The organism is Sphingomonas sp. ID0503 (assembly GCF_048565625.1).
In the GTDB taxonomy this organism is placed as follows: domain Bacteria; phylum Pseudomonadota; class Alphaproteobacteria; order Sphingomonadales; family Sphingomonadaceae; genus JBLZUR01.
Map to the genome: position 1 here is coordinate 270,935 of NZ_JBLZUR010000002.1, position 12,063 is coordinate 282,997.

At 66.8% G+C, this 12,063-nt stretch carries 13 protein-coding genes; 1 reads left to right on the forward strand and 12 read right to left on the reverse strand.

Going from position 1 to position 12,063, the window contains the following annotated elements:
- Window positions 1–10 precede the first annotated feature (10 nt).
- Genes ACM608_RS02310 through ACM608_RS02325 form a run of 4 tightly spaced genes read right to left on the reverse strand, consistent with a single transcriptional unit; the run spans window position 11 to window position 3,434 of the window.
- Complete coding sequence (locus ACM608_RS02310; protein ID WP_419681511.1) at window positions 11–766, reverse strand: SDR family NAD(P)-dependent oxidoreductase; 756 nt, start codon at window positions 764–766, stop codon at window positions 11–13.
- A complete protein-coding gene (locus tag ACM608_RS02315; protein ID WP_419681512.1) occupies window positions 759–1,661 on the reverse strand; it encodes a VOC family protein in 903 nt (300 codons plus the stop codon). The genes ACM608_RS02310 and ACM608_RS02315 overlap by 8 nt, the downstream gene beginning before the upstream one ends.
- 7 nt (window positions 1,662–1,668) lie before the next feature.
- Window positions 1,669–2,175 (reverse strand): aromatic-ring-hydroxylating dioxygenase subunit beta, encoded by a 507-nt coding sequence (locus ACM608_RS02320; RefSeq protein ID WP_419681513.1) that lies wholly within the window; start codon window positions 2,173–2,175, stop codon window positions 1,669–1,671.
- Window positions 2,172–3,434, reverse strand: a complete 1,263-nt coding sequence (locus tag ACM608_RS02325; RefSeq protein WP_419681515.1) for an aromatic ring-hydroxylating oxygenase subunit alpha — start codon at window positions 3,432–3,434, stop codon at window positions 2,172–2,174. The genes ACM608_RS02320 and ACM608_RS02325 overlap by 4 nt, the downstream gene beginning before the upstream one ends.
- Before the next feature lie 181 nt (window positions 3,435–3,615).
- On the opposite strand from ACM608_RS02325, the gene ACM608_RS02330 reads away from it, so the two are divergent.
- Window positions 3,616–4,302 carry a TetR/AcrR family transcriptional regulator gene (locus ACM608_RS02330; RefSeq protein WP_419681517.1) on the forward strand — a complete coding sequence of 229 codons (687 nt, stop codon included), beginning with the start codon at window positions 3,616–3,618 and terminating at the stop codon, window positions 4,300–4,302.
- On the opposite strand, the gene ACM608_RS02335 is transcribed toward ACM608_RS02330, so the two are convergent.
- The 8 genes from ACM608_RS02335 to ACM608_RS02370 form a co-directional block, all read right to left on the reverse strand.
- Entirely contained in the window at window positions 4,299–6,221 is a 1,923-nt protein-coding gene (locus ACM608_RS02335) for an AMP-binding protein (RefSeq protein WP_419681519.1), read from the reverse strand. The two genes, ACM608_RS02330 and ACM608_RS02335, sit on opposite strands and share 4 nt — an antisense overlap.
- The gene (dmpG, locus tag ACM608_RS02340) at window positions 6,218–7,252 is read right to left on the reverse strand and encodes a 4-hydroxy-2-oxovalerate aldolase (protein WP_419681521.1); all 1,035 of its coding nucleotides are present in this window, start codon (window positions 7,250–7,252) and stop codon (window positions 6,218–6,220) included. The genes ACM608_RS02335 and dmpG overlap by 4 nt, the downstream gene beginning before the upstream one ends.
- Entirely contained in the window at window positions 7,249–8,184 is a 936-nt protein-coding gene (locus tag ACM608_RS02345; protein WP_419681523.1) for an acetaldehyde dehydrogenase (acetylating), read from the reverse strand. Before ACM608_RS02345 ends, dmpG begins: the two co-directional genes overlap by 4 nt.
- Window positions 8,181–8,966 carry a 2-keto-4-pentenoate hydratase gene (locus tag ACM608_RS02350; RefSeq protein ID WP_419681525.1) on the reverse strand — a complete coding sequence of 262 codons (786 nt, stop codon included), beginning with the start codon at window positions 8,964–8,966 and terminating at the stop codon, window positions 8,181–8,183. The genes ACM608_RS02345 and ACM608_RS02350 overlap by 4 nt, the downstream gene beginning before the upstream one ends.
- A gap of 5 nt (window positions 8,967–8,971) precedes the next feature.
- Window positions 8,972–9,727 carry an SDR family NAD(P)-dependent oxidoreductase gene (locus ACM608_RS02355; RefSeq protein ID WP_419681527.1) on the reverse strand — a complete coding sequence of 252 codons (756 nt, stop codon included), beginning with the start codon at window positions 9,725–9,727 and terminating at the stop codon, window positions 8,972–8,974.
- Between the two features lie 36 nt (window positions 9,728–9,763).
- On the reverse strand, window positions 9,764–10,834 hold the full coding sequence (locus ACM608_RS02360) for a 2Fe-2S iron-sulfur cluster-binding protein (protein WP_419681529.1): 1,071 nt from the start codon (window positions 10,832–10,834) through the stop codon (window positions 9,764–9,766).
- Between the two features lie 108 nt (window positions 10,835–10,942).
- Window positions 10,943–11,350 (reverse strand): nuclear transport factor 2 family protein, encoded by a 408-nt coding sequence (locus ACM608_RS02365; protein WP_419681531.1) that lies wholly within the window; start codon window positions 11,348–11,350, stop codon window positions 10,943–10,945.
- A 67-nt stretch (window positions 11,351–11,417) separates the two neighbouring features.
- Window positions 11,418–12,059, reverse strand: coding sequence for a glutathione S-transferase family protein (locus ACM608_RS02370; protein ID WP_419681533.1), 642 nt, complete (start codon window positions 12,057–12,059; stop codon window positions 11,418–11,420).
- Window positions 12,060–12,063 lie beyond the last annotated feature (4 nt).

Genomic DNA, 12,063 nt, shown 5'->3' on the forward strand with positions numbered 1-12,063 from the left:
GTGAAGCGGCTCAGAGCATCGTCGTCCCGCCGTTCACCGAGATGACCTGCCCGGTGACGAAGGCGGCTTCGGGTGAGGCGAGATAGGCGACCATGCTCGCCACCTCTTCGGATGTGCCGGCGCGGCCCATCGGAATGACGTCGACGACCTTGCGGATCAGTTCGGGATCGCGCGCCTCGATCTCGCGATATTGCGGCGTCACCACGGCGCAGGGTGCCACCGTGTTGACGGTTATGCCGTCGCGCACGAACTCGCGCGCCAAGCCGCTCGTCATGCCGTGGACGCCGCCCTTGGCCGCGTTATAGCCGGCATGATCGACCAGACCGTTGCGGACCGAATCCGCGCCGATGTTGACGATGCGGCCCCAGCCTGCCGCCTTCATCACCGGCAGCGCGTAGTAGCTGCACCAGACGGCGGTCCACAGGTTGCGATCGATCGTCGCCCGCAGCGTCTCCACCGTATGCGACAGGAACGGGCGGATGATGCCGCCGCCGGCATTGTTGACCAGCACGCCGACCGGCCCGAATGCCGTGCTCGTCGCTTCGATCAGCGCCGCGGCAATCTCCGGATCGGACAGGTCGCCCTCGTGCGTCGCGGTGCGTTCGCCCTTGGGATCGATGCGGCGCGCGGCTGCGTCCGCCTCATCCCTGGAAAGGTCGGCGATCATCACGCGCGCACCGTCGGCCCAAAGGCGCGCGGCGATCGCCTCGCCGATGCCCCGGCCCGCGCCGGTGACGACGGCGACCCGCCCGCTGAGGTCAGGCATCGACGGAGGCCAGAAGCGCGCCGGTCTTGGCGAAGCGCGGATCGGGTACGCTGCCCCAGGTGTCCAGCGTCTCGGGCGTCGGGTCCAAGTCGCGCGGATCGCGCGCATCGTGCTCGCCGAACTCTTCCATGCCGAAGCTGTACTCGGCCGTCATCCCGTCGGGATCGAGGAAGTAGAGGAAGATGCTGCCCGACGGCTCATGGCGGCCGGGGCCGAAGACGATCGGCACGTCGGCCTTCTTCATCCGGTTCATGCCGCGTCCCACGTCGTCGATGTCCGACACCATGAAGTTGACGTGGTTGTACCCGTCCTGCGGTGCCGCGATCACCGCCAGCGAGTGGTGCAGCGGATTGGGGAAGCAGCGAAGGAACGCGATTCGGTTCGGCACCGCGTCGGAGATCGCGAAGTTCAGCGTCTCCGTCCAGAACTTGAGCACCGCCGGGAAATCGCCGACATTCATCACGACATGCCCCAGCCGCGCGATCTTGGCGACGGTCGGCTCGAACGCGCCTTCCTCCTGCAAGCCGGTGATGAGTTCGACCTCCAGCCCCGATCCCGGTGCTGCGCAGCGCAGGCCCTTCTCGAAGCCGATCGAGGCCGCCTCGTCCGCCGGGACATCCTTGACGCTCAGCCCGGCGGCCGCGATCCGTTCACGGGCAGTGGCGAATTGCTGCGTGTCCGTCAGCTCGAACGACACGCGCCGCAGGCCGGGCGTCGGTCCCTTGCGCAACATGAGGTCGAGCGTCTTGCCGCTGCACCGCAGGCGCGCCTCGTCGGCATTGCTGGAGATGGTCTCCAGGCCGACAAGCCTGCCGTAGAAATCCGCACTCGCCGCGACATCCGTCACATCCAGCGCGATATAGGCAAGCCGCTTGTACCGGATCTTGTCGGTCATTCTTGCCTCACAGGATGATGCTGATGCGGCCGTGCGGTCGCAATGCTTCGAGATCGAGCACGCAGGTCTTGCGCGCGATGCGCAGGTCGGCACCGTCGTCGGTCAGGAGATAGAGGTAGTGGCCGATATAGCTGTCGGTGACCCCGTCCTTGGATCGGTAGACGACGAAGGACGCGCGGACCGATACGAGGTCGCCCTCTGGCCGGGCAATCACGTTGGAGATCAGGCGCCGCGTACGGGATCGGGGCCATTCCGAATGCGCGCCCTTGTTCTTCAGGCGAACCACGCGCTCGTGCAGACGCGTGCGATCGTCGAACACGTAAAAGAGCGAGGTGTCCGGAGAAGCGGTATCGCCGTCCACGTCCATCGGCGGCACGAGATATTCGGCGTCGTCGGTGAACAGGGCCTCCCACTCGGTCAGCTGCCAGCGATCGAGCAGGTCGGCCTCATGAAAGAGCAGCGCCTCGACCCGGTGCTGCAGGATCATCGCGGCGGTGACGTCGGGTGCGCTCACGCGTCCACCCCCGCGATCCGGCGATCCCATTCGGCCCAGAAGGCCCGCATCTGCAGCTCGTCGTCATAGGCCGATCCGCCCTCGCGCAGCATCCCGCGCGAAATGTCGTTCCAGGCGGCTTCCTTCTCGTTGGCGTAGCCGATCTGGCACTTCTCGATCGCCTCGACGTCGTCGGGCGTGGCGAAGCCGCCGGGCCCCAGGAACTCGGTGAAGTTGAACAGCCTGTACTTGCGCAGCCAGTCGGACTCCTCGCGCGGGGCAAGCGACCAGGCGTTGACGTTGATGTAGTCCGGCGCGGTCGGGTAGAAGGTCCTGACCGTGATCGCCATGATGTCGTTCACGACCAGATTGGGGAAGATGATCATGTTGCGGTTGCGCCGGGCCAGCCGCTCCGCGCGCTCCTCGCCCAGCCGCGCCTCCAACTGCGCGTAGATCGCGTCGATCTCCATTTTGCCCTGCTCGCCCCAAAGCGGCACCCAGCTTGCGATCGGGCGGCCCCAGGGTGCCGCATATTCGATCACCGCATGGCCCTTGCGCAGGTCGCGGCCCACGCCTTCCAGCCGCGTGTTGTGGAGCGCGCCGTTGGCGTTCTTGAGGTATTCCAGATAGGTCGAATGGGTGCTGGCCGCGTGGTAGCCGTCCACCGAATTCTCGGCGAGCAGCTTCCAATTGCCGCGAATCGCATATTCTTGCGTCCCGCCGCTGATCACCATTCCCGACGGCGAGTGCTCCTGAACCAGCGTCAGGTAATCGCCCGCGTCGGCAAGATAGTCCGCCAGATCCTCGCCATCGGCGGCGAAGCTGATGAAGAAGAAGTCGCCGAACCGCGCGAGCCTCGGCACATGCGTCATCTGGCGGAACGGGTCCGTCTTCCAGTCCTCGCCGTAGCCGCCTGCACTCGGCAGGGTCATCAGCCGGCCATCCGCGGCGAAGACCCAGCCGTGGTACATGCACTGGAACGCCGGCGACTTGCCCTTGCGCTCGCGACACACCATCGCGCCTCGGTGTGGGCAGGTGTTGAGCAGCGCGTGGAACTCGCCATCGCGATCGCGGGTGAAGAGGATCGGGCGGCGCGCGACGGTGCGGGTGATGAAGCTGCCCGGCTCCGGCAGTTCGGACGCATGGGCGAGATAGAGCCAGCATCGATCGAAAATCGCGCTGTATTCCCGCTCGAATACGGCCTGATCGGTGAACGCGCGGCGGGGCACGCGGAAAATCCCGCGGCTCTCATCCACGACGGGGCGGAGATCGGTCAGCACGCGGACACCTCGCCTAACCTCGCACGACATCCGGCGAGACTTTGTTATAAACCGAACAATCAGTATCTAAGCTGCGGCGCGCCTGTCAACGGGCAAGTTGGACCGGTGGCGGTTCAATCAAGTGGCACTTGACGGCCCATCGTGCTGTAATAGCGAGGGTTCGAAGGGGGCTGTGGAGGGGATGTCGGAGTTGAAGGTCGGTTCGAAGAAGGCGGTTCGTACGCCCGCCGTCCGCCGCACACAGGCGCAGCGCACTGAAGAAATGCGCGCGAAACTGTCGCAAGCGGCGTTCGAGATCGTCGCCGAAAAAGGGCATTCGGCATTCCGGACGGCGGCTGTCGCGGCGCGTGCGGGGGTGAGTCAGGGTGCGCAGGTACACCACTTTGCGACGAAGGACGGGCTGACCCTCGCCGCGCTGGAATATGCCTTTGCCGAGGCTTCGCGGCTTTCGCGGAAGCGGCTTGCCGCGATCCCCGCTGGTGCGAACCCGCTGCCGCATCTTCTGGCCGATCTGCGCGAATTCTTCCTGGGCACGCATTACTGGGTCGCGCTCGACATCGCGATCGATGGGTCGAAGACCGACGGGATCAAGGAAGAAATCAGCCGGATTGCGGGCGAATATCGCGGGCAGGTCTATGCGAACTGGAGCCGGGTTCTGGTCGATTCGGGCTGGGCGGCAAGCGACGCCGAAGAGATCGTGCGCATCGCTGCCTCGATGCTCGGCGGCATGGGTATGCGCTCGCTCTGGGAAGACGTGACGCCGCATCTCGATGCGGTGATCGCGCGCATCGAGCAGATGATCGTCAACACCTGGCCACTCCCAGCAGCTCTCGACGGGAAACCGAAGCGGCGCCGGACGAAAAGCTAGGCGGCGTTCGCGGTCAGCTTAGCCAACGCGGCTTCGATGGCACCGATTGCTGAGGGGTCATCGATCGTCGCGGGCATGGTGAAGGCTTCCCCATCCGCGATCCGGCGGATGGTCGAGCGGAGCACCTTGCCCGATCGGGTCTTCGGCAGCAGGCTGGTCACCGCGACCGACTTGAACGCCGCCACGGGGCCGAGTTCGTTGCGCACCCGCTCAACGACCTCGCGGCAGATCGACGCCTCGTCCCGCGACACGCCGCTCTTCAGGACGACGAGGCCGAGCGGCACCATGCCCTTCAGCGCGTCGGCTACCCCCACGACCGCGCATTCCGCCACGTCGGGATGGGCGGCGACGATTTGCTCGATCCCCCCGGTGGACAGGCGATGGCCGGCGACGTTGATGATGTCGTCGATTCGGCTCATCACATGGACATAGCCATCAGCGTCGATCAGGCCGGCGTCCCCGGTTGTGTAATAGCCCGGATGGGCGGTGAGATAGGCATCGACGAAATGCGCCTGCCGCTGCCACAGGGTGGTCAACGCGCCGGGGGCCAGCGGCAGGCGGATGACGATGTCGCCGGTCTCACCCGCAGGCAGCTCCTCGCCCTCTGCGTTGAGGATGGCGAAACGGTAGCCGGGCACGGGTCGCCCCGCGCTGCCGTGCCGTGTGGCGGGTGGGCCCAGACCGAGGCAGGTGGCGAGCGCGGGCCAGCCGAGTTCGGTCTGCCACCAATGGTCGATGACCGGCACGCCCAGTACGCGTTCCGCCCAGCCGAGCGTATCGGGGTCGGCCCGCTCGCCCGCCAGGAACAGCGCGCGCAGTTGGCCTGTGCCATGTGCGGCGACCTCACGGCCCTCCGGATCCTCGCGCTTGATCGCGCGGATCGCAGTCGGTGCGGTGAAGAAGACGTCGACATCGTGGTCGCGAATCACCCGCCAGAACGTGCCGGCATCCGGCGTGCCGACCGGCTTGCCCTCGAACATCACCGTGGTGCAGCCGAGGAACAGCGGGCCATAGACGATGTAGCTGTGTCCGACCGCCCAGCCGATGTCCGATCCCGCCCAGAATGTCTCGCCGGGGCGGACGCCATAGATGTTCGGCAGGCTCCAGGTCAGCGCGACGGCATGGCCGCCATGGTCGTGGACGACGCCCTTGGGGATGCCCGTCGTGCCCGAGGTGTAGAGGATGTAGAGCGGATCGCCCGCGGCAACGGCCGTGCAGGGAGCCTCCTCCGAACCGGACAGCGCGTCCGCCCAGTCGAGGTCGCGCATCGGCAGTAATTGAGCGGTCAGCTGCGGCCGCTGGAGGACGATGCAGCGTTCGACCTTGCTGACCGACAAGGCGATCGCCTCGTCCAGCAGCGGCTTGTAGGCGACCACCCGGTTCGGCTCCAACCCGCAGGAGGCGGTGAGCACCAGCTTCGGCGTCGCGTCATCGATCCGCTTGGCGAGCTCGGCCGCCGCAAAGCCGCCGAAGACCACCGAGTGGACCGCGCCTAGACGCGCGCAGGCGAGCATCGCGAACACCGCCTCCGGCACCATCGGCATGTAGATGAGGACGCGGTCGCCCTTCGCGACGCCGAACGCGGCCATCATCCCCGCGACGCGCGCGACCTCGGTCTGCAGCTGCCGGTAAGTGAAGCGGCGAACGTCGCCGGTCATCGCGCTGTCGTGGATCAGGGCGATGCGCTCGCCGAGGCCCGCCTCCACATGCCGGTCCACGGCATTGTAGCAGGTGTTGAGCGTGCCGCCGGGGAACCAGTCGGCCATGCCGTCGTCGCGCAGGCGGAAGGCTTGCTCCGGTGGCTGATCCCAGCCGACCGCCTCCGCCGCCTTACGCCAGAAGCCCTCCGGATCATCGACGCTGCGGCCGTAGACATCGTCATAGTCGCCGACGCGATCGGGCACGGCAGGGGCGGTCATGCGCCCGCCCGCTGCTTGGCCATGTCGAGCGCGACGTCGACGATCATGTCCTCCTGCCCACCGACCATCTTGCGGCGGCCGAGTTCGATCAGGATCGCGCGGGTGTCGAGGCCGTGGTCCGCCGCCGCCTTCTCCGCATGGCGCAGGAAGGAGGAGTAGACGCCCGCATAGCCCAGGCTCAGCGTCTCGCGATCGACGCGCACCGGCCGGTCCTGCAGCGGGCGAACGAGGTCCTCCGCCGCATCCATCAGGCCGAAGAGGTCGCAGCCGTGGTTCCACCCCTGCACGTCGGCGGCGGCGATGAACACCTCCAGCGGCGCGTTGCCCGCGCCCGCGCCCATGCCGGCGAGGCTCGCATCCACCCGTACCGCGCCGTTTTCCACCGCGACGATCGAATTGGCGACGCCCAGCGAGAGGTTGTGGTGGGCGTGGACGCCGCGCTGCGTCTCCGGCTTCAGCACGCGGTCATAGGCCTGCAGGCGCGCGGCGTACTGCGCCATCGTCATCGCCCCGCCGCTGTCGGTCACATAGACGCAATGCGCGCCATAGCTTTCCATCAGCAGGGCCTGCTGCGCGAGCGCATCCGGCTCGCTCATATGGCTCATCATCAGGAAGCCGGAGACGTCCATGCCGAGGTTGCGGGCGTATTCGATATGCTGCTTGGCGACATCCGCCTCGGTGCAGTGGGTCGCGACGCGCACCGATCGCACGCCGAGGTCATAGGCATGCTTCAGGTCGTGGATGGTGCCGATACCGGGCAGCAGCAGGGTGGTGAGGACGCTGTGCTCCAGCACCTCCGCCACCGCCTCGATCCAGTCCCAGTCGGTATGTGCGCCGAAGCCGTAGTTGAAGGATGAGCCGGACAGGCCGTCGCCATGCGCCACCTCGATGGCATCGACCTTTGCGGCATCGAGCGCGCGGGCGATCGCCTGGACGTGATCCAGCCCGTATTGATGACGGATCGCGTGCATTCCGTCGCGGAGCGTGACGTCCTGGATGTAGAGCTTCTGCGTGGCGGGATCGAGGCTCATGCCGCCACCTTCTGGAGCCGTGCCGCCACCTTCTCCGCCGTGCGGAGCGCCGCCGACGTCATGATGTCGAGATTGCCCGCATAGGCCGGCAGGTAATGGGCGGCACCCTCCACCTCCAGGAACACGCTGACCTTCAGGCCGGTGAACTCGGCGTCCATTTCGGGGATGCGCAGCGGCTGGTTGCCGCCGATCCGTTCAACCTGCACCTCCTGCTTCAGGCGATAGCCCGGGACATAGGCGCGCACCTCCTCGACCATCGCCTCGACCGAGGCGGCGATCGCCGCCGGGTCGCCGTCGTCCGTCAGGCAGTAGACCGTGTCGCGCATGATGAGCGGCGGCTCTGCGGGGTTGAGGACGATGATCGCCTTGCCGCGGTCCGCCCCGCCCACTTCGGATATGGCGCGGCTGGTCGTCTCGGTAAACTCGTCGATATTGGCGCGGGTGCCGGGTCCGGCCGATTTCGACGCGATCGATGCCACGATCTCGCCATAGCGGACCTTCGCCACCCTGTTCACCGCCGCCACGATCGGGATCGTCGCCTGCCCGCCGCAGGTGACCATGTTGAGGTTGCCGGCGTCCAGATGCGCGTCGCCGTTGACAGGCGGAATCACATAGGGGCCGATCGCCGCCGGGGTGAGGTCGATCACCGTCTTGCCGTGGCTGCGCAGCACCGCGTCATGATGCTTGTGCGCGCCGGCCGAAGTCGCGTCGAACACGATGCCGATCTCGGCGAAGCAGGGCAGGGCGACGAGGCCGTCGATGCCGCCCGATGTGGTCGCGACGCCCATCCGCTCGGCACGCTTCAGCCCGTCCGATTCCGGATCGATGCCGACCATCGCCGCCACCTCCAGCGTGTCGGACAGGCGCATCACCTTGATCATCAGATCGGTGCCGATATTGCCCGATCCGATGATCGCGACCTTGGTCTTCATGAGCGTACCCCACAACTGAAGCCGACGCTGCCGAGGCCGCCGATCTTCGCCTCCAGCCGGTCGCCCGGCCCGAACGCCACCATCGGCCCCAGCGCACCCGAAAGCACGACATCGCCCGCCTGCAGCGCCTCGCCCCGCTCCGCCAAAGTCGCTGCCAGCCAGCGGACGGCGTTCAGCGGATGGCCGAGGCACGCCGCGCCCGCACCCAGCGACACCACCGCGCCGTTCTGCGTCATCGCCATGCCGCAGGTGTAGAGGTCGAGGCCGTCCAGCTTGCGCCGGTCGTCGCCCAGCACGAAGAGCGCGGAGGAGCCGTTGTCCGCCACCGTGTCGGCGAAGGTGATCTTCCAGTCGGCGATGCGGCTGTCCACGATCTCGATCGCGGCGGCGGCATGGTCGATGGCGGCTGCGAGATCCTCCACCGACAGGTTCGGATCGTCCACCGTCCGGCCCATGACGAAGGCGACCTCCGCCTCCGCCTTCGGCTGGATCAGGCGGGTGGGATCGACCTCGCCGCCGTTCGGAACGGCCATGTCGGCGAACAGGGCCCCGAAATCCGGCCGGTCCACCCCCAATTGCGCCTGCACCGCCTTGGCGGTCAGCCCGACCTTGCGACCGACCAGCTTGCGGCCTTGGCGCTGCCAATGCGCGACGTTGATCGACTGGACGGCATAGGCACCGTCCGCATCGGTCGGCTCCAGCGCATCGCGCAGCGGTGGCACCACGCCGCCCGTATAGGCGGCGCGCAGCCTTGCCGCGATCGCGGGATGATCGGTCGCCATTCCGCTCACAGGCTCATGAAGATGCCGCCGTCAACGACGATGTTCTGGCCGTTCACGTAGGACGCCTCGTCGCTCGCCAGCCACAAAGCCGCGCCGGCGATGTCGCCCGGCTGCTGCGGCCGCTCGATCGTGCGCATCTGGGATGCGACGCCTTCGAACTGGGCGTGTTGCTCGGCATTGGCCATCGCATTGGCGGAGTGGGTGTAGCCGGGCGAGATCGCGTTGACGGTGATGCCCGCCTTGGTCGCCCCGAACTCGCGCGCCATGCCGCGGGTCATCGCCGCGAGCGCGCCCTTGCTGGCGACATAGTGGAGCATGAACGGAATGCCGACGTGCGCGATCACCGAGGCGATGTTGATGATGCGTCCGCCGCCCTTTTCGCGCATCGCGCCGGAGACGGCGGTGGCGCAGAGCCAGGGGCCCATCACGTTGACGGCCATCATCTTCTGCCAGTCGGCGATTTGTAGCGCTTCCATCGGGGTATAGCTGACGCCGGTGAAGATGCCGGCATTGTTGACCAGCACGTCGATACCGCCGAAGCGGTCGACGGCCGCCTTGGCCATCGCCTGCGTGCTTGCCTGATCGGAGACGTCGGTCGCAACGCCCAGGGCCTTGTCGCCCAACTCCGCCGCAGCGGCATCGGCGCCCTTCATGTCCGCGATGACGACGTTGGCGCCTTCCTTCAGGAAAAGCTCCGAAATGGCGCGGCCGATGCCGGCAGCGCCTCCGGTAATGATCGCGGTGCGGCCTTCGAGACGCATGTTCTAACTCCCCTCTCTATTGCTTTGAGCCGTCCGTCACGCGGTGGCGGCGGCGGTCGTGCTGGCGTCGGTGAACTTGTCGTAGTGGATGCAGTCGAGCGGCACGCCGCCTGCGGTGAGCGTCTCGACACCGGCGTCGATCATGCCGGGCGGGCCGCACAGATAACCCTGAGCTCCGCCCCCCAGACGATCGAGCGCCGCCGCGATATGCGCGGTGACGAAGCCGTCGCGCATCCCCGCGACCGGCTCTTCCGACAGCACCGGCCAGTAATCGAAGAACGCGGCCCAGCGCGACCGGATCGCGGCGATGCGATCCTCGGCATAGAGGTCGCGCGCACCCCGCGCACCGAACAGCAGGATGCAGTCGCGCCGCGCCCCGCGCGCCGCCGCGTCCTCCAGCAGGCTGATGATCGGGGCCATGCCGCTGCCGCCCGCGATGCAGACGATCGGGCCCGTCCCTTCGCGCAGCCAGAAATTGCCATGCGGCCCGTCCAAGGTCAGCGGATCACCCGGTTGCGCCGTGTCGAAGATGTACCCGGTGAAAGCGCCGCCCGGCACGCGCCGCACGAAGGTAGAGATACGCTGCCGCCCGCCTGCTTCCGGCTTCTCGGCATAGGAGTAAGATCGCGTCCGCGTGTCGCCGGGCCAGCCGACATTGACATACTGCCCTGCGATGTACGGCATCGGCCGGTCCAGCTCGATCACCAGCCGCTTGATGTCATGGGTGAGGTTCTCGCTTTCGACCAGCCGGCCCTGATAGCTCTCGGCACCCGGCCGGTCGGCGACGGCGGTATCGACCTCCAGCACCACCGGCCCCTTCGGCACCGCCTGGCAGGCGAGGATGTACCCGGCCTCCAGCTCCTCACGGCTCAGCGTATAGCTGAATGGGGTGATCGCATCGACCTTCCCCTCGATCAGCTTGCTGCGGCACGACCCGCAGGTGCCGACCGTGCAGTCATGCGGATAGGCGATGCCTTCCTTCAGCGCGCGCTCAAGGACCGTCTCGCCCTTCGGCACCGCGAACTGCGCGCCGGAGGGCTGGAGCGTCACGGTCCGTTCGGACCCGCCGCTGCCGCCGCCACCGAAGATCGACTTCAACCAGGACATTGTGTTCTCTTTATCCTCGAGTTCGAAGGAGCTAGTCCTGCAGCGATCAACACAAACCGTATGACCGGTTTATACCGCGGCTCTGCCAGGCGCAACCGCTTCACCACGTCATGCGTCCACTTGCGATAATGCGGCGATCCGCTCGGCGAACGGCGCGAAGGCCGCACTGTCGAAATACTCGTCAATCCGCACGATCTGGTCACCGCGCAGCTTCAGAACGAGGCAGGCGTGCAGGTCGGGGGTCGGAGTACCATCAGCGAAGGCGCCCACCAGGCTGTGCTGCTGCACAATGCCGTCTTCGATCCGGAAGCGGCGGATGTCGGCGTAACGAAGGCGCGAGGTGATGCGGAAGACTTGGTCGAGAAGAGCGATATTCTCGGCCTTGCTCTGCTCCACATTGGTCACGCCGTGCCAGATTGCGATGTCCTCGGCATACAGGCTTTGCAGCCCCGCCGTGTCGCGCGCCTCGATTACCGCACCGAGCGCATCGGCGGCCTGTTCTGCAGCTTCGGTCACGGCATTCTCTCCTTCGTCTCCGCCCTCGGCTATCCCAAGGGCTTCCGACTGTATCCTATGCAAATGGTCAGGTCAGTTCTACCGGCAGTTGCGGGTCGGCCTTGGCGCGGGTGGCTTGAAACGCAGGTCGCGCGCTCACCCGCTTCAAATAGGCCTGAATCGCGGGCAGGCCGGAAATGTCGTAAGGCGTGAACATCCGCATCGTGCCGAGCGGAAAGGCCATCATGATGTCCGCGAGCGTGAACCGATCACCGGCGAACCACTCCGCCTGACCAAGCCGAGTCTCGATCATCGCATAGGCGCGGTCGAGCCGCCCACGCAGCCCGCTAAGCGTCGTGTTGTCGCTGTCGGCACCGGCGAGGCCGAGCGCGACCTCGATCATGCCGTTCGCCATCAACGAGGCATTCGAGAAATGGAACCAGTAGAGGTACTCCGCAAAGTTCGCATCATCGGGCCCCAGGATGAAGCGTCCGCCGCCGTGCTTGCGAGCGACATACTCCAGGATCGCCCCCGACTCCCCAAGCACGACATCCCCGTCGACGATGACGGGAGCCGTGCCGGCGGGATGCAGTGCGCGATAGGCGTCGGGGGCGAGCATCGTCTCCGCATCCCGCGCGTGGATGACGAGATCGTAGGGCAGGCCCAGTTCCTCGCACAGCCAGACGACCCGCTCCGACTGCGAAATCCCGAGGTGATGGACGGTCAACATTGCT